We start from the raw sequence: 20,196 nt of genomic DNA on the forward strand, positions 1-20,196 counted from the left end.
GCGCTGGTCAGGCGGGGGCGAGGTGGCGGCGCGGGAGCGGGCTGGAGTAGACGACGCTGGTGGTGATGCCGCCCAGCGTGGCCAGCCGGCCGGTGATCCGCTCCAGGTCGCGCATGGAGCGGGCCACCACCCGGACGACGAAGCAGTCGTCACCGGTGACGTGGTGGGCCTCGACGACCTCCGGCGTCACCTCGACCAGGTCGTGGAACGGCTTGTAGTTCCCCGACGGGTAGGCCAGCCGGACGAACGCGCTCACCGGGTAGCCCAGCGCCTCGGGGTCGACGGTGGCGGTGTAGCCGGTGAGGACGCCGGTGTCGGTCAGCCGACGCACCCGGTCGGCGGTGGCGCTGGCGGACAGGGACACCAGCCGGCCGAGCTCGGCGGTGCTGAGCCGGCCGTCGCGCTGCAGCGCCGCGACGATGCGGCGATCGGTCTCGTCGAGCGGCGGCCGGGGATCCGAGGGCATGCGGGGCAAAGTACCGGCGATCCCGTGCTGATCGGCCCGCACCACCCCGGATCACCCCTGTCCGGGGAGGCCCGGCCACGGTGGACTGTGCAGGTGCAGACCACCACGACCGCCGTCCAGTTCTTCGCCGCCAAGCTCGCCTTCGAGACCGACCCCGCCGACCTGGCCGCCGCCCGGGCATCCGGCCCGGGCCCGGTGGTCGTCGACGTCCGGTCGGAGGAGGCCTGGCTCCAGGGCCACCTCCCGCGCGCGGTCCACCTGCCCGACGTCACCCGGGCAGCAGAGGTGCTGCCCGACCGGGACGCCGACCTGGTCGTGCACTGCTGGGGCCCGGGCTGCAACGGCAGCACCAAGGCAGCGCTGGCGCTCGTCGAGCTCGGCTACCGGCACGTGCGGGAGCTGATCGGCGGCTACGAGTACTGGGTCCGGGAGGGATTCGCCGTGGTGGGACCGGAGGGCCGCAGGCGGCAGTCCCCCGACCCGCTCACCGCCCCGGCCCCGGGGTGATCAGCCGCGGAGCGCGCGGAAGGCGGCCTTCTTGGCGTCGCCGGTGAGGCGCTGCAGGAAGACCATGCCGTCGAGGTGGTCGACCTCGTGCTGCAGGCAGCGGGCCATCAGGCCCTCGCCCTCCAGCCGCAGCGGGTTGCCCTCGACGTCGAAGCCCTCGGCGGCGCACCACAGCGCCCGCACGGTCGGGGCGTACAGGCCCGGCACCGACAGGCAGCCCTCGTCGCCGTCCTGCACCTCGTCGGAGCGCTCCACGACCACCGGGTTCACCAGGTGGCCGATCACGCCGTCGATGTTGTAGGAGAAGACCCGCAGCGAGACGCCGATCTGGTTGGCCGCCAGGCCCGCACGGCCGGGGTGGTCGACGGTCTCCTCGAGGTCGCGGACCAGCCCGGCCAGCGCGGCGTCGAAGGCACGCACCGGGTCGCAGGGGGTGCGCAGCACCGGGTCGCCGAGTTCACGGATGGGACGGACAGCCACGGGCAGATCTTCTCAGGCGCCGACGGGCGCCCGGACGAGCACCATCTCGTCGCGGTGCACGACGGGACGGCGGTGCTCGGGCTCGAGGTCGCCGGTGGACCGACCCAGCAGCCCCGGCATCTCGCGGGCGTCGTAGGAGACCAGGCCGCGGGCGACCACGGTGCCGTCGGGGTCGACCAGCTCGACCGGGTCGTCGGCCAGGAAGTCCCCGGCCACCCCGGTGATGCCCGCGGCCAGCAGCGAGGCGCCGCGGTCGCGGACGGCGGCGACCGCGCCGGCGTCCAGCAGAACCTGGCCGCGCGGGCGGGAGGCGTACCGCAGCCAGAACTGCCGCGCGGAGGGACGACGGCCGCGCGCGGTGAACAGCGTGCCGACCGGCTCGCCGGCCAGCGCCGCGGCCGCCTGCGTCGTCGAGGTGACGACGACGGGGACGCCGGCCTGCGCGGCGATGAAGGCGGCCTCCACCTTGGTGGCCATGCCGCCGGTGCCGACGCCGTTGCGGGCGGCCGAGCCCAGCACGACCGCGGCGAGGTCACCGGGGTCGGCCACGGTGTCGATCCGGGCCGCCGGGCCCACCCGGGGGTCGCCGTCGTAGACCGCGTCGATGTCGGAGAGCAGCACCAGCGCGTCGGCCACCGACAGGTGCGCCACCAGGGCGGCGAGCCGGTCGTTGTCGCCGAACCGGATCTCCTCGGTGGCCACAGTGTCGTTCTCGTTGACCACCGGCAGCACGCCGAGGGCCAGCAACCGGTCGACCGTCTGGCGGGCGTTGCGGTAGTGGCCGCGCCGGGTCAGGTCGTCGGCGGTCAGCAGCACCTGGCCGACGGTGATGCCGTGGCGGGCGAAGGCGTCGGCGTAGGCCCGCATCAGCCGCAGCTGGCCGACGCTGGCGGCGGCCTGCGCGGTCGCCAGGTCGCGGGGGCGGCCGCCGATGCCCAGCGGCGCCAGGCCGGCGCCGATCGCCCCGGAGGACACCAGCACGACCTCCCGGCCGGCGGCCCGGAGCCCGGCGAGCACGTCGACCAGGGCCTGCAGCCGCCCCTCGTCGAGACCGTGCTCGAGGGTGGTCAGGCTGGAGGAGCCGACCTTCACCACCACCCGGTGGGCCGCGGCGACGGCCGCCCGGGTCACGGGGTGTCGTCCCAGCTGGGGTCGTCGTCCTCCGGCTCGAGCAGCTCGTAGGGCGTGCGCCGGCGGCGCTTGGCGGCCAGCCGCTCGTCGGCGCGGGGCCGGGAGTTGTTCTCCAGCCGGACGTCGGTGCCGCGCCCGCCCAGGCCCGCGGTCTCCTCGACGGTGAGCGTGCCGGCCGGCAGCGTGGGCTCCCAGTCGAAGGTGACGTCGCCGACGGTGATCGCGTCGCCCGGCTTCGCGCCGGCCTTGGCCAGCTCGATCTCCACACCCAGGCGGTTGAGCCGGTCGGCCAGGTAGCCGACCGCCTCGTCGTTGCTGAAGTCGGTCTGCCGCACCCAGCGCTCGGGGCGCACGCCGACGACCATCCAGCCGTCGGTCCGCGGGTCGGGCTGCACGGTGAAGCCGCCGTCGTCGACGGCCTTGGGGCTCAGGGTGATCCGGACGGCGTCCGGCGCGGGCAGCGAGGCCCGGTGCGCCTCGACCTCGCGGGCCAGGGCGTAGCCGAACTCGGGCAGACCCTCGCCGGTGACCGCGCTGATCGGGAAGACCTCGAGGCCGCGGGCCTCCAGCGTCGCCCGGACCAGGTCGACCAGCTCACGGCCGTCGGGGACGTCGATCTTGTTGAGCACGGCGATCTTCAGCCGGCCGACCAGGTCGAGCTCGTCGTCGTACTCCCGCAGCTCGTGCTCCAGGGCGGCGATGTCGTTCTCCGGGTCGCGCCCGGGCTCCATCGTCGCCATGTCGACCACGTGCACCAGGACGGCGCAGCGCTCGACGTGCCGGAGGAACTGCAGGCCCAGCCCGCGGCCGGTGGAGGCACCGGGGATCAGGCCGGGGACGTCGGCCATCGTGTAGGTGACGTCGCCGGAGCGGATCACGCCCAGGTTGGGGACCAGCGTGGTGAACGGGTAGTCGGCGATCTTCGGCTTGGCCGCGCTCATGGCGGCGACCAGCGAGGACTTGCCGGCCGAGGGGAACCCGACCAGGCCGACGTCGGCGACGCTCTTGAGCTCCAGCACCGCGTCGACGGCCTCGCCGGGCTCGCCGAGCAGCGCGAAGCCGGGGGCCTTGCGGCGGGCGTTGGCCAGCGCGGCGTTGCCGAGCCCGCCGCGGCCGCCGGCGGCCAGCACCAGGCGGGTGCCCACGCCCATCAGGTCGGCGAGCACCTCGCCGTCGGCGGTGGTGACCACGGTGCCCTCGGGGACCCGGAGCACGGCGTCCTCGCCGCGGGCGCCGTTGCGGTTGCTGCCGCCGCCGGGCTTGCCGTTGGGGGCCTTCTGGTGCGGGTGGTGGTGGAAGTCCAGCAGCGTGTGGACGCTGCTGTCCACCTCCAGGACGACGTCGCCGCCGTCCCCGCCGTTGCCGCCGTCGGGGCCACCGAGGGGCTTGAACTTCTCGCGGTGCACGGAGCTGACCCCGTGCCCGCCGTTGCCTGCGGACACGTGCACGGTCACCCGGTCGATGAAAGCGGCCATGATCGCCGCCTCTCTACGTCAAACGGCCGTACGGATGGGACCGGGCCCGGCAGGATCTCCCGCCGGGCCCGGATGGAACAGGTGGTGCTGGTGGATCAGGTTCAGACGGCCGGCTCGAGAGCGGGCTCGACGAGCTGCACGTTGACGACCCGACGGCCACCGCGACGGCCGAACTCGACCGCACCCGGGGTCAGGGCGAACAGCGTGTCGTCCTTGCCGCGGCCGACACCGAGGCCGGGGTGGAAGTGGGTGCCGCGCTGGCGGACGATGATCTCGCCGGCCTTGACGACCTGGCCGCCGAAGCGCTTCACGCCGAGGCGCTGGGCGTTCGAGTCGCGACCGTTGCGGGACGACGATGCGCCCTTCTTGTGAGCCATGGCGGCGTCAGCCCTTCTTCTCGGAACCGATGGCGGTCACCACGACCTCGCTCAGCGGCTGACGGTGCCCCTGGCGCTTGTGGTAGCCGGTCTTGTTCTTGAACTTGTGGATCTTGATCTTCGGGCCCTTGCCGTGCTCGACGATCTCGCCGGTCGCGGTGACCTTCGCCAGCGCGTCGGCGTCGCTGGTGACGGTGTCGCCGTCGACCAGGAGCACCACGGGGAGCGCGACGGTGTCGCCGGCAGCTCCTGCGAGACGGTTGACGGTGAACCGGTCACCGACAGCCACCTTGTGCTGCTTCCCACCGGCCTTGACGACTGCGTACACCACTGACTCCTCGATAGGTCTTCGTTGTCCTGGGCGCACCCCGGCGCGAACCGGTGTGCGGGACGGGCTGCTCGCACACCCGGGGCCCGCCCTCCCCGGCGCACGAGGCGCGGGGCAGCAGCCACTCCGGAGGGGAGCAACCCGGTTAGCGTACCCGAGCCCGCCCGCCGCGGTCGAACCCCTGTGCCCGACCTCTCGCCGGGTCCTGCGTGCGTGCTCCGCGGCCGGGGGCGAGCTGGTCGCCCCCGGCCGCGGAGCAGGTCACTCGACGGGCGGTCCGGCCGGCCGGCTGGCGGCCCGGCGACGGCGCGGACGGGCCACCGGGGCAGCCGGGGCCTCCTCCACCGCGACGGGCTCGGGGACGACGGCCTCGGGCTCGGCGACGACCTCGGGGGCCGCCTCGGGCTCGGGGACGGTCTCGACCTCGGGGGCGACATCCGGCTCGGGGGCAGCGTCGCCCTCGACGGAGCCCGCCGGGGTCTCCTCGACGACCGTGGCCGCCGGCTCGGGCAGGTCCAGCTCGACGACCGGCTCGGCCGGAGCCTCGGTCCCGCTCACCTCGGCGACGGCCTGGGCGACCTCGTCGGGCTCGACGACCCCGGCCTTCTCCCCCTGGCCGCCGTCGGCCGGCTCGTCCACGACGGCGACGTCGTCGACGACGTCGACGACGTCATCGACGGCGTCCGGCTCGTCGTCGCCGTCCTCCGACGCACCGTGGCTCGCGGCCAGCGCGGCGGCGTCCTCGACGACCTGGTCGTCGCCGGTGCGGCCGCGGTTGCGGCGGCCGCGGTTGCGGCGCCCGGACCGGCCGGTGGGCTCCTGCGGGGCCTCCGCGTCGCCCTCGGGCCCGGTGGTCGGGGCGTCGGCCTCGACCGCCGCGGCCTCGACCGCACGGTCCTCGCCCCGGCCGCGACCACCCTGGTTGCCGCCACCCTGGTTGCCATTGCCCTGGTTGCCAGTGCCCGGGTTGCCGCCGCCGTGGTTGCCCTGGTTGCCGCCGCCGGGCACGGGGTGTCCCCCGTTGCCGCCGACCTGGCCGCCGGAGCGCTTCTTCTCGTCCACCGGGTCCAGGTGCACGATGACGCCCCGACCGCGGCAGTGCTCGCAGTTCTCGCTGAAGACCTCGAGCAGGCCCTGGCCGACCCGCTTGCGGGTCATCTGCACCAGGCCCAGCGAGGTGACCTCGGCGACCTGGTGCTTGGTCCGGTCCCGGCCCAGGCACTCGGTGAGCCGGCGCAGGACCAGGTCCCGGTTGCTCTCCAGCACCATGTCGATGAAGTCGATGACGATCATGCCGCCGATGTCGCGCAGCCGGAGCTGGCGGACGATCTCCTCGGCGGCCTCGATGTTGTTCCGGGTGACCGTCTGCTCCAGGTTGCCGCCGGAGCCGGTGAACTTGCCGGTGTTGACGTCGACGACGGTCATGGCCTCGGTGCGGTCGATGACCAGCGACCCGCCCGAGGGCAGCCAGACCTTGCGGTCCAGGGCCTTGAGCAGCTGCTCGTCGATCCGCAGCTCGCGGAAGGCGTCACCGGTGCCGACGAAGCGCTCCAGCCGGCCGGACAGCTCCGGGGAGACGTGCGCGACGTAGGCCTCGACGGTGTCCCACGCGTCGTCGCCCTGGACGACGAGCTTGGAGAAGTCCTCGTTGAACACGTCGCGGATGACCCGGATGGCCAGGTCGGGCTCGCCGTACAGCAGCGTCGGTGCGTTGCTGACCGACTTCGCCTTGGTCTGGATGACCTCCCACTGCGCCTGCAGCCGGGCCACGTCGCGGGTGAGCTCCTCCTCGGAGGCGCCCTCCGCCGCGGTGCGGATGATGACGCCGGCGTCCTCGGGGACGATCTTCTTGAGGATGTCCTTGAGCCGCTGGCGCTCGTTGTCGGGCAGCTTGCGGCTGATCCCGGTCATCGAACCGCCGGGCACGTAGACCAGGAAGCGGCCGGGCAGGTTGATCTGCTGGGTCAGCCGGGCACCCTTGTGGCCGATCGGGTCCTTGGTGACCTGCACCAGGACCTTGTCCCCGGACTTCAGCGCCTGCTCGATGGAGCGGGACTTGCCGGACAGCCCGGCGGTCTCCCAGTTGACCTCGCCGGCGTACAGCACGGCGTTGCGGCCCTTGCCGACGTCGACGAAGGCGGCCTCCATGGAGGGCAGCACGTTCTGCACCCGGCCCAGGTAGACGTTGCCGGCGAAGGACGCCGACTGCGCCTGGGTGACGTAGTGCTCGACCAGCACGTCGTCCTCGAGGACGGCGATCTGGGTGCGCTCACCCTGCTGGCGGATGACCATCGTGCGGTTGACGGCCTCGCGGCGGGCCAGGAACTCCGACTCGCTCAGGATCGGCGCGCGGCGGCGACCGGTGTCCCGGCCGTCGCGGCGGCGCTGGCGCTTGGCCTCCAGGCGGGTGGAGCCGGCGACGCCCTTGACGGCGTCGTCGCTGGAGTCCCGGCCGTTGCGCCCGGCGCGCTCGGGGCGGTCGTCGTCGGTGCTGTCGGTGGTGTCGGTGCCGGTGGACTCGCTCCCGCGCCGACGGCGACGGCGGCGCCGACGGGTGCCGGAGCCGGCGGCCTCGCCGGAGTCGTCGGCGTCCTCGTCGGAGGTCTCGCCGTCCTCGGGGTCGGTGGCGGCGTCGTCCTGCGCGGTGTCGGTGTCGTCGCGGTCCTCGTCGTCCTCGCCGGTGCGACCGCGGCCGCGGCCACGGCGCCCGCGGCGCCGGCGACGGCTGCTCGAACCGGCGTCGTCGCGGTCCTCGCCGTCCTCGGCGTCGTCGTCGGTGTCGTCCTCGGCGTCGGGGGCCGGCAGCACGACGGCCTCGTCGTCGGCCTCGTCCTCGGCCGGGCGCTCGACCTCGGCGGCCGGCTTGCGCCGGGAGCGGCTGCGGCGCGGGCGGCCGCCGGTCTCCTCCTGCTCCTCCACCGGCTCCTCGACGGCGTCGGCGACCTCGACCGGCTCGGCCGGCGTCTCGGCCTGGGTGCGGCGGCTGCGCCGGCGCGGGGCCGGGGCGGCCGGCTCGGCCTCGGCGGGCGCCGCGACGAAGGCCGGCGCGGCGACGAAGGCCGGTGCCGTCGGGGGTGCCGCGGGGGCGGGCTCGACCGAGCCGGGGTCGGCGGCCAGCGCCGGCCGGGTGGCCCGGCGACGCGGCCGGGCGGTGACGGTGGTGGGCTCGGGCGAGCTGAACTGGGCCCCGAAGCGGGGGGCCTCGACGGCGTCGTCCTGCGGGCGGGTCGGCGGGATCGCCGCCGCCTCGAGGGTCTCGGCGTCGGCCTGGAGGCGCAGCTCGCCGGTGACCTCGGGCTGCGGGTCCTCGGGCTGGGGGTCCTCGAGCTCGGGCTCCGCGACCTCGTCCGGGGCCGGGTCGCCGGCGGCGGTGTCCGGGGGTGTGGTGTCCTGCGGCTCGGTCTCCGGGGAGACCTCCCCGGTCAGGGGTTCTGTGGTGGTGTCGTCGGTGTCGGCCACGAAGGGCTCGCCTCCTGGTGCACCCCCGGGCGCCGACCGTCGTCGACGGTCGGCGGCCGCACAGGGGTACGGGTCGGGCGGGTCGGTCCGCCGAGGTGGCGTGCCGGGGCCCGCTGAAGTCTGGTGCCAGGACCCGGCCACGTGATCGGGTCCCGGTGGTGCTGGTGCAGGTTCTCGGTGCTGGCTCGCTGGGTGGAGCGGTGGTGCGAAGGCTGTTGTGCGCCGCGGCTGGCAGTTCGCGGTGCGGGGCGACGTCCTGCGTCGGCCCGGGCGTCCGGCCCCACCGGCTCAGACCGGCTGGGGCTCCCCCTGGCAGCGGGAGCCGGCCTCGCGGTCCGGGCCGAGCGGGTCGGCCACCTCACCGCTGTCGTCGAGCCGGCCCTGCGCCTCACGCACGGCCCGGGGGGGCAACGGCGGGTGCAGGTCGGCGACGGCAGCCAGTGCGGCCAACACGTCGTCCGGTCGGACGGTAGGCGTCACCTGCCGTACGACCACGTGCAGTATGGCACGCCCGGTCTCCCCGGAGGCCGCGGCCGAGACCACGGCGGCCCGGGCGTCGATGTCCCGGGGCCCGTTCTTGGTGCGCTTGGAGACCGTCACGACCTCGGCGGCCAGCAGCGCCTCGACGGCCCGGCCCAGCTCGTCGGGGTCGACGCCGGCCAGGTCGATCCGCCAGCGGGTGCCGTCGAGGCGCTCGGCCAGGCCACCGGTGCCCTCCGCGGCCTCCACGCACTCCAGGACGTCGATGCCCGGCGGCAGGGAGGCGTCCAGCGCCACCCGCACGGCCTCCGGGTCGCACCGGGCCGCCAGCCCGATCTCCACGTACTCCGCCTCGGACGCCGCGCCGGTCGGGGCCGCACCCATGTAGCTGATCTTGGGGTGCGGGCTGAACCCGGCCGAGAACGCCATCGGCACCTGGGCGCGCCGCAGGGCACGCTCCAGCGCCCGGGCGAGGTCGCGGTGGGAGGCGAACCGCAGCGGACCGCGCTTGGTGTAGCGCAGCCGCAGCTTCTGCACGGTGGGCGGCGGCGGGGGGCCGTCGGGCTGGCGGGCCATCAGTGCGTGTGGACCGGGTCGGCCACCGCGGCGTCGACGTCCACGTCGACCTGCGCGCGGACGTCGGGCCGCGGCCCGGCACCGACGACGGCCAGCGGGATCAGCGAGCGGCCGGTGGGGCCGATCTGGATCTCGGTGCCCATGGTCGGGCAGACGCCGCAGTCGTAGCAGGGGGTCCAGCGGCAGTCGGCGACCTCGTCCTCGTTGAGCGCCTCCTGCCAGTCGTCCCAGAGCCACTCCTTGTCCAGGCCGGACTCCAGGTGGTCCCAGGGCAGCACCTCGTGCTCACCGCGCTCGCGGGTGGTGTACCAGGCCAGGTCGACGCCGAAGGGAGCGAGCTCCTCGGCCGCGGCGGTGGCCCAGCGGTCGTAGGAGAAGTGCTCGCTCCAGCCGTCGAAGTGCCCGCCGTCGCGCCACACCCGCTCGATGACCCGGCCGACCCGGCGGTCGCCGCGGGACAGCAGTCCCTCGATCACGCCGGGCTTGCCGTCGTGGTAGCGCAACCCGATGGAGCGACCGATCCGGCGGTCGGCGTTGATCGCGTCGCGCAGCACCCGCAGGCGGTGGTCGATGGTCTCGGCCGAGGCCTGCGACGCCCACTGGAACGGGGTGTGCGGCTTGGGCACGAAGCCGCCGATGGACACCGTGCAGCGGATGTCCTTGTTGCCCGCGGCCTCCCGGCCGGCCCGGATGACCTCGACCGCCAGCTCGGCGATCTCCAGCACGTCCTCGTCGGTCTCGGTGGGCAGACCGCACATGAAGTACAGCTTCACCTGGCGCCAGCCGTTGGCGTAGGCCGTGGTGACCGTGCGGACCAGGTCCTCCTTGGACACGGTCTTGTTGATGACCCGGCGGATCCGCTCGCTGCCGCCCTCGGGGGCGAAGGTCAGCCCCGAGCGCCGGCCGTTGCGGGACAGCTCGTTGGCCAGGGTCACGTTGAACGCGTCGACCCGGGTCGAGGGCAGCGAGAGCCCGGTGTTGGTGCCCTCGTACCGGTCGGCCAGCTCCTTGGCCAGCTGCCCGATCTCCGAGTGGTCGGCCGAGCTCAGCGAGAGCAGGCCCACCTCCTCGTAGCCGGTGGCCTTGAGGCCGGCGTCGACCATCGAGCCGATGCCGGTGATGGTCCGCTCGCGCACCGGGCGGGTGATCATCCCGGCCTGGCAGAACCGGCAGCCCCGGGTGCAGCCGCGGAAGATCTCCACGCTCATCCGCTCGTGCACGCTCTCGGCCAGCGGGACCAGCGGCTGCTTCGGGTAGGGCCACTCGTCGAGGTCCATCACGGTGCGCTTGGAGATCGTGGTGGGGACGTCGTCCCGGGTGGGCACGAAGGCCGCGATGGTGCCGTCGGCCTGGTAGGTCACCGCGTAGAACTGCGGCACGTAGACGCCCTCGACGCGGGACAGCCGGGCCAGCAGCTCGGTGCGCCCACCGGGGCGGCCGGCCGCCGTCCAGGCGCTGTGCACGTCGGTCATGTCGCCGACGACCTGCTCGCCGTCGCCGAGGACGGCGCAGTCCACGAAGTCGCTGACCGGCTCGGGGTTGAACGCCGCGTGCCCGCCGGCCACCACGACCGGGTGCCGCTCGTCGCGGTCCACCGCGTGCAGCGGGATGCCGGCGAGGTCGAGGGCGTCGAGCAGGTTGGTGTAGCCCAGCTCGGTGGCGAAGCTGACGCCGAGGAAGTCGAAGTCGTGGACCGGGCGGTGGTTCTCCAGCGTGAACTGGCCGACGCCGTTGGCCCGCATCAGCCCGGCGAGGTCGGGCCACACCGCGTAGGTGCGCTCGGCCAGGGCGTCGGTGCGCTCGTTGAGCACCTCGTACAGGATCATCAGACCCTGGTTGGGCAGGCCGACCTCGTAGGCGTCGGGGTACATGAGCGCCCAGTGGACGGCGACGGCGTCCCACGGCTTGGTCTGGGCGTTGAGCTCTCCACCGACGTACTGGATCGGCTTCTGGACCTGGGCCAGCAGCGGCTCGAGACGGGGGTACAAGCTCTCGACAGTCATAGCGTGGTCGAGGGTAACCGCCTGCGACGGGGGCCCCAGGGTGTCCCGGGGCCCCGTCGGCTCACAGGGCGGGGAAGAACAGGCCGATCTCGCGGGCGGCGGACTCGGGCGAGTCGGAGCCGTGCACGATGTTGTTCTGCACCTCGAGGGCGAAGTCGCCGCGGATGGTGCCGGGGGCGGCCTTCACCGGGTCGGTGGCGCCGGCCAGGGCGCGGAAGGCCTCGATGGCCCGCGGGCCCTCGGCGACCAGGGCCAGCAGCGGGCCCCCGGTGATGAAGTCGACCAGCGAGCCGAAGAACGGCTTCTCGCTGTGCTCGGCGTAGTGCTGCTCGGCGGTCTCGCGGGGCAGGGTGCGCAGCTCGGCGGCCACCAGCCGCAGGCCCTTGGCCTCCAGCCGGCCGACGACCTCGCCGACGATGCCGCGGGCGACGCCGTCGGGCTTGACCAGGATCAGGGTGCGCTCAGTCACGAGGCCGCAGCCTACGGAACGACCGCGACCGTCCCGCCCCCGGTGGGCACCAGCTCCACCCAGGTGGTCCCCGGGGCGAGCAGCACGGGGGTGCCGTCGGGGGCGGTCAGCACCACGGGGTCGCCGTCGGCGCCCTTGGTCCAGGTGGCCGGCACGGTGCGCCCGGCGGTCGCCACCAGGGCCTCTCCCCCGCGGCCGGCCAGCAGCGTCTCGGGCACGGCGTTGCCGGCCGGGTCGACCGCGTCGGTGGCCACGACCTCGACCCGCAGGACGACGACGTTGGTCGCCGTCACCCGTGCGCCGTCGGCCGCCGTCGCCGGGGTGCCGGACTCCGACCGCGCCCAGGTGCGGCCCACCGGGTCCCAGGTCCAGGACGGCGTGGCCTCCGGTGACAGCCGCAGGTCCAGCCCGCTGGCCGCGGTGCCCTGCGCCACGGTGGTCTGGGTGCCCGCGGTGGGGGCGTACCCGAACTGCGCGGCCGGTGCTGCCCGGTGGTCGGCGTCGGCGGCGGCCAGCAGCGGTGCCGGGTCGAGGTAGACGTTGTGCGGCGCCTGCCGGGGTCCCTGGCGGGCGAAGCCGTCGTCCCCGGCGTCGAAGCTGAACAGCTGCAGCCCGGAGTCGACCACGGCCGACAGGTACTGGCCCTGCCCGCCGGAGGTGGCGAAGAGCCCGTGCAGCGGGGCGGCGATCGCCGGGTCCATGGGGCGGGTGGAGCGCACCGGGCCGATGGAGGCCGGCAGCCGGGACTGGTAGACGGCGACGAACCGGCTGGTCCCGCCCTCCACGACCTGCTCCCACACGATGTCGGCCTCGGTGAGACCGGCCTGCGGACGCGCGATCGGCGGGTTCTCGATCTTCACCGCCAGCGCCGGCCGCGCCTCCACGGCGGCGACCGGCAGCCCGGTCAACGGTGCGACCGGCTGGGGGGCGGGCGGCGGGGTGGGCACCGCGGTCGTCGGCGCCGCCGTCGACGTGGGTGCGGGCGCGGCCACCGGCTCCGGGCCGCCGCTGCCGCAGCCGGCCAGCAGCAGTGCGGTCAGCGCCAGCACCGCGCCCCGTCGTCGTCCCCGCACCGTTCCTCGCACGCCACACGCTCCCACGGGCCCGGTCGTCCCCCTCCCCCATCGGCAGTGCCTGGCCGAGGCCCCACCGCCGTCAACCTGGGTTGACACCTCCACCCCGTCAACCTACGTTGACGCACATGGCCTCCCCCACCGACGCCGTCGCCACCGCGGCCGCCGCCGACGACCCGGCCACCGGGCTGCGCGGGGTGCGTGCGCTGCGCGAGCTCGCCGACCGCCTCGAGGTCCTCCAGGTCCGGGCCGCGCGGGACCGCGGGTGGTCCTGGCAGGAGGTCGCCGAGGCGCTGGGCGTCAGCCGGCAGGCCGTCCACAAGAAGCACGCCCGCTCCCGGAAGGAGACCTGAGGTGTTCGAATGCTTCACCGACGAGGCCCGCGCGGTCGTCGTCCGGGCCCAGGACGTCGCCCGCGCGGCCGGTGCCGACCGGATCGAGCCCGTCCACCTGCTGCTGTCCGCCGCCGCCGGCACCGGCCCGGGTGCCGGCGCCCTGCGCGCCGCCGGGCTGGACGCCGACCGCGCCGCCGCGTCGGCCGCCGCGGCCGAGGCCACCCTGCTCGCCGGGCTCGGGGTCGACCTGGACCTGGTCCGCGAGCGCGCCGAGCAGAGCTTCGGGTCCGGCGCGCTGGACACCCGGTCCCGCACCGGCCGCCTGCGGTTCTCCGGAGCGGCCAAGCGCGTGCTGCACGAGGCGTTGCGCGCCGAGGTGGCGGTGGGCAGCCGCCGGCTGGACGACGCGTCGGTGCTGCTGGGCGTGCTCGCCGTCCGGGACGCCGTGGTGGCCGCCGTGCTGCGCGACCAGGACGTCGAGCCGCTGGACCTCCGCCGCCGGCTGACCACCCGCGGGGCGGCCTGAGCTCAGCCCCGCGCCGGCGGCGTCCACACCAGGCTGCCGGCGGCGACGACCAGCACGACGTTGATCGCGACCGCGGGGACGGCGAGGTCGGCGATGTGGGCCACCGGCCAGGCGACCGCGGCCAGCAGGACCAGCCCGCCCTGCCAGCGCCGGTCCAGGCGCAGCAGCGCCGCGGCGACCAGCGCCAGGCACAGCGGGAAGACCAGGCCCAGCGGCTTGATCAGCCCGGCCGCGCCCGGCTGGTCCACCAGCGGGGTGTCGCCCAGCGACCCGTGGATCGCCTCGAAGCCGTAGGCCACGTTCCCGGCCATGCCGACCAGGCCGGCGAGCACCAGCGCGGCGGCCAGCCGGGAGCGGGCCGGCAGCCAGCCCGCCACGCGCAGCGCGACCCACCCGTAGGCGATCGCGCCGAGCACGTGCAGCACCCCGCCGGCCGGGTCGGACCAGCCGCGGACGGCGTAGGTGGCGTCGGCGGCCAGCGACAGCAGCGGTCCGGCGAGCAGGGACGCGGTGAGCAGCCGGTCGGTCGGCGAGGCCGGGACGACGGCGTGGGCGGACGGTGCGGTGGTGGTCACGGGCACTCCTCGGTGCGGGCCCCGGGCGGGGCCGGACCCGGCGACCGTCGCCCGGCGCCGGACCGGGGCACCACGGGGGCGACCCTGCGCCGCAGGTCCAGGGGAAACCCTGGACCGCAGCGGGCCCTCCCGTGCCACGCTCACCCGGTGCGCACCCGGCCGCGCTGGACCCCGGCGCGCGGTGTCGTGCCCGCGGCGGCGCTGGCCGTCGTCGTCGTCCTGGTGACCGTCGGGCTCGCTCGCGGGCTGTGGCTGGACAACCTGCACAACGGGGTGCTGGCCCTGGCCTGCACGGCGGTCGGCGGGTACGTGCTGCACCAGCGGCCCGCCCACCGCCAGGGCCGGCTGTTCCTGGCCACCGGGGTCGCCGAGGCGGTGCTGTTCCTGGGCCGGCAGGTCGGGCACGCCCCGGGCGGTCCGGGCAGCGCCTGGTGGGGCTGGCTGGGCGTCTGGCCGGTCGCGGTCGTGCTGGCCCTGACCACCCTGGCGGTGCTGTGCTTCCCCGACGGCCGGCTGCCCTCCCCGCGGTGGCGACCGGTGGCCGGCCTCGTCGTGGCCGTCGCCGCGGTGTGCGCCGTGCTGTCCGCGCTGTGGCCGGTGGAGTACTCCTCGGTGGACGTCGTCACGGCGCACCCCGTCGCGGACGCGGCGCCACCGGTGGTCCAGGCGGTCTGGTCGGCCATGGCCCACCCGAGCTACGTCGTCTCCCAGGTGCTGTGGGTGGTCGCGGTCGCCGCCCGCTGGCGCACGGCGTCCCCGGGCACCCGCCGCCAGCTCGGCTGGCTGCTGCTCGCGGTGCTGCCGGCGGGCGTCGCGCTCCTGGTGGGGCTGGTCGGCTGGGGCTCACCGCGGGCCGGCGTGCTGGCCGCCGCGCTGGTGCCGGTCGCCGCCGGGCTGGCCGTCGTGCACGGCCAGCACGCCGGGGCCCGTGCCGCGCTCAGCTGGCTCTCCCGGGCCCGCAGGCCCGGCGGCGACCTGGCCGGTGAGCTGACCCGGGCCACGGGGACCGCGCTGGACGCCGCCCGGGTCGTGCTGTGGTCCGGGGCCGACACCCTGCTCGCGGTCGGCGTCTGGCCCGACCCGGACGCCGACCTCGCTCCCACCACCCCGGCCGCGGTGCACGCCGTCGGCGAGACCCGCGACCTGGTCAGCGGTGGTGTCCGGGTCGGGGTGCTCGCCGTCGAGCCGGGCGACGGCCCGCTGTCGCTGGCCCAGCAGCGGCTGCTGGACGACCTGGCGGCGCAGGCCACCCTGGTCGTCGAGCACCTCGGCCTGGCCGCTGCGGTTCGGCACCGACCGGCCACCCGCCCGGTGCCGGAGCTGACGCCGCGGGAGCGCGACGTCCTGGCGCTGATGGCGCGCGGGTTGTCCAACACGGCCATCGCCGCGGAGCTGCACCTGAGCGTGAAGACCGTCGAGCCCGTGGTCAGCACCGTGTTCGGCAAGCTGGGCCTGCAGCCCGACGCCCGGGACAACCGCCGGGTGCTGGCGGTGCTGGCCTACCTGGAGCGCTGAGCTCAGTCCACGGGCGGCGGGTCGGGCACCGGCCCGAACGGCGTGCCCACCAGCTCCTTGCGGATCTGCAGCAGGTACAGCCAGACCAGCAGGAAGACGCCGCCGACGAACCACATGGCGTTGGAGTAGAAGCCGGTCAGCAGCAGCGGGACCTGCAGCACGGTGCCGATCAGCAGACCGCGCGGCCGGCGCTGGATGCCGCTGGACAGGATCAGCAGGACGGCGAGCACCAGCAGCACGGTCAGCCGGACCCACCCGAGCCCGTCGGACTGCACGATGCCGCGCGGCACGAAGAGCACCGCGATGCCCTCCAGCAGCAGCGTCGCCGCGGCCGCCCCGGACAGCGCCTTGGCCGCCCGCGCCGGGTCGGCCGCCCTGGGCTGGCTCACTTCCGCTTGCCGCCCATCAGGGTGCGGGCCTCCCCGGCGGTGATCACGCTGCCGGTCACCAGCACCCCGGACCCGCCCAGGGCGTGGTCGGTGCCGGCCTCGGCCAGCTCGATCGCCGACTCCAGCGCGTCGACCAGCCGCGGGTGCACGCTGACCCGGTCGGCGCCGAAGACGTCCACGGCCAGCGCGCCCAGCTCGTCGGCCGGCATCGCCCGCGCCGAGCTGTTCTGGGTCACGACCAGCTCGGCGCACAGCGGCTCGAGCTCGGCGAGCATCCCGGTGACGTCCTTGCCGGCGACGCACCCCACGACGCCCACCAGCCTGGTGAAGTCGAAGGACTCCCGCACCGCCGCGACGGTGGCGGCCATCCCGGCGGGGTTGTGCGCGGCGTCGACCAGCACCGACGGCGAGGTGCGCACCCGCTCCAGCCGGCCCGGCGAGCGGACGGCGGCGAACGCGGCGCGGACCACCTCCGGGTCCACCGGCCCGCTGGCCGACCCGGCCCCCAGGAACGCCTCGACCGCGGCCAGCGCCACGGCGGCGTTCTGCGCCTGGTGCGCGCCGAACAGCGGCAGGTAGACCTCGGGGTACTCCCCGCCCAGGCCCTGGATGCGGATCTGCTGGCCCCCGACGGCGACCGTGCGCTCCAGCAGGCCGAACTCGGTGCCCTCCCGGGCCACGGTGGCGTCGACCTCGACCGCGCGGCGGACGAGGGCCTCCAGCGCACCGGCGGGCTGGTGGGCGAGGACGGCGACCACGTCGGGACCCGGGACGCCGTCCTCGGTCGGCGGTGCGGCCTTGATGATCCCGGCCTTCTCGGTCGCGATGGTCGCGACGTCGGGCCCGAGGTACTCGGCGTGGTCCATCGAGACCGGGGTGACCACCGCGACCCGGGCGTCGGCCACGTTCGTCGCGTCCCAGGTGCCGCCCATGCCGACCTCGACGACGGCGACGTCGACCGGGGTCTCGGCGAAGGCTGCGTAGGCCATCGCCACCATGACCTCGAAGAAGGACATCGGGACGTCGGAGGAGCCGTCGACCATCTGCACGTAGGGCGCGATGTCGTCGTAGACCTCGACGAACCGGTCGGGGCGGATCGGCCGGCCGTCGACGACGATCCGCTCGCTCATCGACTCCAGGTGCGGGCTGGTGAACCGGCCGACCCGCAGCCCGAAGCCGCGCAGCAGCTCGTCGATCATCCGCGCGGTCGAGGTCTTGCCGTTGGTGCCCGTCACCTGGACGACGGGGAAGGCGCGGTGCGGGGAGCCCAGCAGGTCGACCAGCGCGGAGATGCGGGTCAGGCTGGGCTCGAGCCGGCTCTCGGGCCAACGGGCCAGCAGGGCGGCCTCGACCCGGGCGACGTCCGAGGGGGTGCTCACTCCGCCCAGGATGCCAGTCGCGGCGCTTCCTAGGATGGGCGCATGTCCACAGACGTCACCGCCCCGGGCACCGTGCCCGACAAGCCCACCCTCGACGGCCTGGAGGCCAAGTGGGTAGCCGCCTGGGCGCAGGACGACGTCTACGGCTTCGACCGGGCCGCCGCGCTGGCCGCGCCGCGCTCGCAGACCTACGCCATCGACACTCCGCCGCCCACCGCCAGCGGCTCGCTGCACGTCGGGCACGTGTTCAGCTACACGCACACCGACATCGTGGCCCGCTACCACCGGATGACCGGCAAGCACGTGTTCTACCCGATGGGCTGGGACGACAACGGCCTGCCGACCGAGCGCCGGGTGCAGAACTACTACGGCGTGCGCTGCGACCCCTCGCTGCCCTACGACGCCTCGTTCACCCCGCCGGAGAAGCCGGGCAAGGACCAGCTGCCGATCAGCCGGCGCAACTTCGTCGAGCTGTGCGAGCGGCTGACCGCCGTCGACGAGGCGGAGTTCGAGAAGCTCTGGCGCCAGGTCGGCCTGTCGGTCGACTGGTCCAACGTCTACCGCACGATCTCCGAGACCTCCCGGGCCACCGCGCAGCGCGCCTTCCTGCACAACCTGGCCCGCGGCGAGGCCTACGCGCAGGAGGCGCCGACCCTCTGGGACGTCACCTTCCGCACCGCCGTCGCCCAGGCCGAGCTGGAGGACCGCGAGCGGCCCGGCGCCTACCACCGGGTGGCCTTCGCCGGCCCGGCCGGACCGGTGCACATCGAGACGACCCGCCCCGAGCTGCTGCCGGCCTGCGTGGCGCTGGTCGCCCACCCCGACGACGAGCGCTACCAGCCGCTGTTCGGGCAGACCGTGCGCACGCCGCTGTTCGGCGTGGAGGTGCCGGTGGTCGCCCACCGCCTGGCCGAGAAGGACAAGGGCTCGGGCATCGCCATGATCTGCACCTTCGGCGACCTGACCGACGTCATCTGGTGGCGGGAGCTGCAGCTGCCGACCCGGGCGGTCATCGGCTGGGACGGCCGGCTGCTGCCCGACGCCCCCGACGGCGTCCCCGCCGAGGTGTACGCCGAGCTGGCCGGCAAGACCGTGTTCAGCGCTCAGCAGCGGATCGTGGAGCTGCTGCGGGAGTCCGGCGACCTCGAGGGCGACCCGCGGCCCATCACGCACCAGGTGAAGTTCTTCGAGAAGGGCGAGCGCCCGCTGGAGATCGTCACCACCCGCCAGTGGTACATCCGCAACGGCGGACGGGACGCCGACCTGCGCACCGCGCTGGTGGCCCGCGGCAAGGAGATCCAGTGGATCCCCGAGCACATGCGGCACCGCTACGAGAACTGGGTCGAGGGGCTCAACGGCGACTGGCTGGTCAGCCGGCAGCGCTTCTTCGGCGTCCCGTTCCCGGTCTGGTATCCCCTCGACGAGGCCGGCGAGCCGGTCTACGAGCAGCCCCTGCTGGCCCCCGAGGAGTCCCTGCCGGTCGACCCGTCCTCCGACCTGCCCGCCGGGTACACCGAGGACCAGCGCGGCGTCCCGGGCGGCTTCATGGCCGACCCCGACGTGATGGACACCTGGGCGACGTCGTCGCTGTCGCCGCAGGTGGCCTCGGGCTGGGACACCGACCCGGAGCTGTTCGCGCACGTCTTCCCGATGGACCTGCGCCCGCAGGCGCACGACATCATCCGGACCTGGCTGTTCTCCACCGTGGTGCGCGCGCACTACGAGCAGGGCCAGGTGCCGTGGACGCACGCCGCCATCTCCGGCTTCGTGGTCGACCCCGACCGCAAGAAGATGAGCAAGTCCAAGGGCAACGCCACGACGCCGATCGACGTGCTGGAGAAGTACGGCACCGACGCCGTGCGCTGGCGGGCCGCCGGCGCCCGCCCGGGCGCGGACTCCCCCTTCGACGAGGTGCAGATGAAGGTCGGCCGCCGGCTGGCCATCAAGCTGCTCAACGTGGGCAAGTTCGTGCTCGGCAGCCTGGGCGCCACCGCCGACCTGGTGGGCGCCGAGGTCTCCGAGCCGGTCGACGCCGCCCTGCTGGCCCGGCTGCGCGGGGTGGTCACCGAGGCCACCGCGGCGATGGAGGCCTACAACTACACCCGGGCGCTGGAGGTCACCGAGACCTTCTTCTGGCAGTTCTGCGACGACCACGTCGAGCTGGTGAAGACCCGCGCCTACGGCGAGGACGGCGGCCCGGTCGAGGGTGCGACGTCGGCCAAGGCCGGCCTGGCGACCGCGCTGTCGGTGCTCAACCGCCTGCTGGCGCCGGTGCTGCCCTTCGCCACCGAGGAGGTCTGGTCCTGGTGGCAGACCGGGTCGGTGCACCGCGCCGCCTGGCCGACCGTCGAGGAGCTGCCGACCGGCGGCGACCCGGCCCTGGTGGGTGTCGCGGCCGAGGCGCTGGCCGCGATCCGCAAGGCCAAGAGCGAGGCCAAGGTGTCGATGCGGGCGCCCGTCGAGTCCGCGGTGGTGCACGCCCCGGCCACCGAGGTCGCCCTGGTCGAGGCCGTGCGCCGCGACCTGGTCGCCGCCGGGATCATCACGACGCTGACCGTCGAGCCCGGCCAGGGCCCGCTCACCGTCGACGTCGTCCTCGCCCCGACCGAGTAGGCGCACGGACCCCAGACCCACGCCGTCCAGGGATCCTCCC

19 protein-coding genes are annotated in these 20,196 nt (G+C 74.9%); 5 read left to right on the plus strand and 14 right to left on the minus strand.

All coding sequences use genetic code 11. The features are described from left to right. Positions 1–7 precede the first annotated feature (7 nt). On the minus strand, positions 8–466 hold the full coding sequence (locus UXQ13_RS10980; protein WP_336392289.1) for an Lrp/AsnC family transcriptional regulator: 459 nt from the start codon (positions 464–466) through the stop codon (positions 8–10). Positions 467–559: 93 nt separating this feature from the next. On the opposite strand from UXQ13_RS10980, the gene UXQ13_RS10985 reads away from it, so the two are divergent. Next, the gene (locus UXQ13_RS10985; protein ID WP_336392290.1) at positions 560–973 is read left to right on the plus strand and encodes a rhodanese-like domain-containing protein; all 414 of its coding nucleotides are present in this window, start codon (positions 560–562) and stop codon (positions 971–973) included. Here the strand turns inward: UXQ13_RS10985 and def are convergent, their stop codons facing one another. The 10 genes from def to UXQ13_RS11035 form a co-directional block, all read right to left on the minus strand. Beyond that, positions 974–1,453: a peptide deformylase gene (gene def, locus UXQ13_RS10990; protein ID WP_225232338.1), complete on the minus strand. Its 480-nt coding sequence runs from the start codon at positions 1,451–1,453 to the stop codon at positions 974–976. A 12-nt stretch (positions 1,454–1,465) separates the two neighbouring features. Continuing rightward, a complete protein-coding gene (proB, locus tag UXQ13_RS10995) occupies positions 1,466–2,584 on the minus strand; it encodes a glutamate 5-kinase (protein ID WP_336392291.1) in 1,119 nt (372 codons plus the stop codon). Next, the gene (gene obgE / locus UXQ13_RS11000) at positions 2,581–4,059 is read right to left on the minus strand and encodes a GTPase ObgE (RefSeq protein WP_225232340.1); all 1,479 of its coding nucleotides are present in this window, start codon (positions 4,057–4,059) and stop codon (positions 2,581–2,583) included. The genes proB and obgE overlap by 4 nt, the downstream gene beginning before the upstream one ends. A gap of 101 nt (positions 4,060–4,160) precedes the next feature. Further along, complete coding sequence (gene rpmA, locus UXQ13_RS11005) at positions 4,161–4,436, minus strand: 50S ribosomal protein L27 (protein ID WP_091244642.1); 276 nt, start codon at positions 4,434–4,436, stop codon at positions 4,161–4,163. Positions 4,437–4,443: 7 nt separating this feature from the next. After that, positions 4,444–4,764, minus strand: a complete 321-nt coding sequence (gene rplU / locus UXQ13_RS11010; RefSeq protein ID WP_091244639.1) for a 50S ribosomal protein L21 — start codon at positions 4,762–4,764, stop codon at positions 4,444–4,446. 261 nt (positions 4,765–5,025) lie between these two features. Continuing rightward, positions 5,026–8,223, minus strand: coding sequence for an Rne/Rng family ribonuclease (locus tag UXQ13_RS11015; RefSeq protein ID WP_336392292.1), 3,198 nt, complete (start codon positions 8,221–8,223; stop codon positions 5,026–5,028). A 288-nt stretch (positions 8,224–8,511) separates the two neighbouring features. Beyond that, a complete protein-coding gene (locus tag UXQ13_RS11020; RefSeq protein ID WP_225232342.1) occupies positions 8,512–9,279 on the minus strand; it encodes a TIGR03936 family radical SAM-associated protein in 768 nt (255 codons plus the stop codon). Further along, the gene (locus tag UXQ13_RS11025; RefSeq protein WP_225232343.1) at positions 9,279–11,282 is read right to left on the minus strand and encodes a TIGR03960 family B12-binding radical SAM protein; all 2,004 of its coding nucleotides are present in this window, start codon (positions 11,280–11,282) and stop codon (positions 9,279–9,281) included. The genes UXQ13_RS11020 and UXQ13_RS11025 overlap by 1 nt, the downstream gene beginning before the upstream one ends. A gap of 61 nt (positions 11,283–11,343) precedes the next feature. Then, on the minus strand, positions 11,344–11,751 hold the full coding sequence (gene ndk / locus UXQ13_RS11030) for a nucleoside-diphosphate kinase (RefSeq protein ID WP_336392293.1): 408 nt from the start codon (positions 11,749–11,751) through the stop codon (positions 11,344–11,346). A gap of 11 nt (positions 11,752–11,762) precedes the next feature. Continuing rightward, the gene (locus UXQ13_RS11035; RefSeq protein ID WP_336392294.1) at positions 11,763–12,836 is read right to left on the minus strand and encodes a DUF3048 domain-containing protein; all 1,074 of its coding nucleotides are present in this window, start codon (positions 12,834–12,836) and stop codon (positions 11,763–11,765) included. 116 nt (positions 12,837–12,952) lie between these two features. Here UXQ13_RS11035 and UXQ13_RS11040 point away from each other — a divergent pair, with 116 nt between their 5' ends. Both UXQ13_RS11040 and UXQ13_RS11045 read left to right on the plus strand, forming a co-directional pair. Then, positions 12,953–13,177: a helix-turn-helix domain-containing protein gene (locus UXQ13_RS11040; protein ID WP_225232344.1), complete on the plus strand. Its 225-nt coding sequence runs from the start codon at positions 12,953–12,955 to the stop codon at positions 13,175–13,177. Between the two features lies 1 nt (position 13,178). Next, on the plus strand, positions 13,179–13,685 hold the full coding sequence (locus UXQ13_RS11045; RefSeq protein ID WP_225232345.1) for a Clp protease N-terminal domain-containing protein: 507 nt from the start codon (positions 13,179–13,181) through the stop codon (positions 13,683–13,685). Between the two features lie 2 nt (positions 13,686–13,687). On the opposite strand, the gene UXQ13_RS11050 is transcribed toward UXQ13_RS11045, so the two are convergent. Further along, on the minus strand, positions 13,688–14,260 hold the full coding sequence (locus tag UXQ13_RS11050; protein WP_225232346.1) for a hypothetical protein: 573 nt from the start codon (positions 14,258–14,260) through the stop codon (positions 13,688–13,690). Between the two features lie 147 nt (positions 14,261–14,407). Between UXQ13_RS11050 and UXQ13_RS11055 the strand changes: the two genes are divergently transcribed. Continuing rightward, positions 14,408–15,775: a helix-turn-helix transcriptional regulator gene (locus UXQ13_RS11055; protein ID WP_336392295.1), complete on the plus strand. Its 1,368-nt coding sequence runs from the start codon at positions 14,408–14,410 to the stop codon at positions 15,773–15,775. Positions 15,776–15,777: 2 nt separating this feature from the next. On the opposite strand, the gene UXQ13_RS11060 is transcribed toward UXQ13_RS11055, so the two are convergent. Together UXQ13_RS11060 and UXQ13_RS11065 are read right to left on the minus strand one after the other, a co-directional pair. Next, the gene (locus tag UXQ13_RS11060; RefSeq protein ID WP_225232347.1) at positions 15,778–16,164 is read right to left on the minus strand and encodes a DUF4233 domain-containing protein; all 387 of its coding nucleotides are present in this window, start codon (positions 16,162–16,164) and stop codon (positions 15,778–15,780) included. Continuing rightward, positions 16,161–17,543: a bifunctional folylpolyglutamate synthase/dihydrofolate synthase gene (locus UXQ13_RS11065; RefSeq protein ID WP_225232348.1), complete on the minus strand. Its 1,383-nt coding sequence runs from the start codon at positions 17,541–17,543 to the stop codon at positions 16,161–16,163. The genes UXQ13_RS11060 and UXQ13_RS11065 overlap by 4 nt, the downstream gene beginning before the upstream one ends. A gap of 42 nt (positions 17,544–17,585) precedes the next feature. Between UXQ13_RS11065 and valS the strand changes: the two genes are divergently transcribed. Beyond that, a complete protein-coding gene (valS, locus tag UXQ13_RS11070; protein ID WP_225232349.1) occupies positions 17,586–20,156 on the plus strand; it encodes a valine--tRNA ligase in 2,571 nt (856 codons plus the stop codon). Positions 20,157–20,196 lie beyond the last annotated feature (40 nt).

The organism is Klenkia terrae (assembly GCF_037083865.1).
Lineage (GTDB): Bacteria > Actinomycetota > Actinomycetes > Mycobacteriales > Geodermatophilaceae > Klenkia > Klenkia terrae.

Coding starts and splice junctions, on each gene's coding strand:
- UXQ13_RS10980 (WP_336392289.1), bottom strand. CDS start 466: ATGCCCTCGGATCCCCGGCCGCCGCTCGACGAGACCGATCGCCGCATC.
- obgE (WP_225232340.1), bottom strand. CDS start 4,059: ATGGCCGCTTTCATCGACCGGGTGACCGTGCACGTGTCCGCAGGCAAC.
- rpmA (WP_091244642.1), bottom strand. CDS start 4,436: ATGGCTCACAAGAAGGGCGCATCGTCGTCCCGCAACGGTCGCGACTCG.
- UXQ13_RS11020 (WP_225232342.1), bottom strand. CDS start 9,279: ATGGCCCGCCAGCCCGACGGCCCCCCGCCGCCGCCCACCGTGCAGAAG.
- UXQ13_RS11025 (WP_225232343.1), bottom strand. CDS start 11,282: ATGACTGTCGAGAGCTTGTACCCCCGTCTCGAGCCGCTGCTGGCCCAG.
- UXQ13_RS11040 (WP_225232344.1), top strand. CDS start 12,953: ATGGCCTCCCCCACCGACGCCGTCGCCACCGCGGCCGCCGCCGACGAC.
- valS (WP_225232349.1), top strand. CDS start 17,586: ATGTCCACAGACGTCACCGCCCCGGGCACCGTGCCCGACAAGCCCACC.